This window comes from Methylosinus sp. R-45379 (assembly GCF_001644125.1).
Lineage (GTDB): Bacteria > Pseudomonadota > Alphaproteobacteria > Rhizobiales > Beijerinckiaceae > Methylosinus.
Genome location: NZ_LUUM01000080.1, coordinates 1 through 1,154 on the forward strand (window position 1 = coordinate 1; position 1,154 = coordinate 1,154).

At 61.7% G+C, this 1,154-nt stretch carries 2 protein-coding genes; both read left to right on the plus strand.

Annotated features, from left to right (window positions below; genetic code table 11):
* A partial coding sequence (locus A1351_RS25745; RefSeq protein WP_198162212.1) for a hypothetical protein occupies positions 1 to 1,025 on the plus strand: 1,025 nt, incomplete at its 5' end.
* A 2-nt stretch (positions 1,026 to 1,027) separates the two neighbouring features.
* On the plus strand, positions 1,028 to 1,154 hold a 127-nt coding region (locus tag A1351_RS26105), incomplete at its 3' end, for a twin-arginine translocase TatA/TatE family subunit (protein ID WP_198162213.1).

A 1,154-nucleotide genomic window follows, 5' to 3' on the forward strand; every position in this document is an offset into this window, starting at 1 on the left:
GCGACGTTGCGCTCGACAGCGTTGGCGACTCGGTAAATGCCCCTGTGGGCACATGGGCGCTCGACTATACGACCGCCGGCATGCCGGGGAACAAGCGGCTCTACAATTCTTCGGCCGCGCAGAATGACATGATCCCGTTTGTCCTCCCACGGATGGCTCCAGGAACATGCGTTGTGGATATGCTCTACCAAAAAGGCCCGGCGCAAGGCGTGGTGTCGCTGCAACTCGGCAACGGCTCTCTCGGCGCGTATAGCGCCGCCGAGCTGGGGTCTTTGCTGCCGGTCGGGTATCCAACTGTAGACGCTTATGCGGCGTCCAACAGCTACGGGAATCGCGCAAGCATCATCCTTCCGTCGATCTGGGCCGATGCGGACGAATTTCCGCATGTGCTCGCTTTCAAGGTCGCGTCGAAAAACGCATCGGCGAGCGCCTATGGACTCGGCCTGCATGGCTTCCAGGTGCGGGCTCTGAACCAGCCGCCGAACGGGATCGGCTTGCTCAGGCCGTTTCATGCGGCAGGGAAAAAGCTCAACGGGTGGCAGGCGGCCAACATCGCTACGGCCTTTCAAGCGGCGCTCGGGCCATATGCCTGGATGCAGGGGTGCCTATCGATCATTCCGGATGCCGTGAACCAGGCGCACGCAGCGTATCGCGCGTTCACAGCTCTGGCCGGCGTCCCCTACACGATCGTGGCTCTTGTCAAGCCGAATGGCCTCAATTATTTCGCGCTCGCTGCGCACGATGGCGCGATCACATCGACGCATGAGACCATCCAAGTTTTCGGGCTGACCGGCGCTGGATCGGTAGCTTCATCGTATAATGTCGCGCCGTATCAGACGCCCGCCATCTTCAAAGTTGGCGACTCTGGTTGGTATCTCGTGCAGATGACTTTCGTGCTCGCGACGACATCGATGAATGTCTCCCTGTTCCCGCTACCGGCAGACCAAACCCCGCGGACAAACTGGTCGGGCGATGCGACAAGCGGCGTGCTTGTCACTCGCCCGACGATCTACCAGGGGTTCTGACCGTGAGCGGCCTCTCGCTCTGGCACTGGCTCATCGTCGGCGCGGTCGTCGTCATCCTGTTCGGTCGCGTGACGTTCTCGACCCTTGCCGCCGATCTTGCGAAGGGGCTGCGCGAGTTCCGCCTGGAGG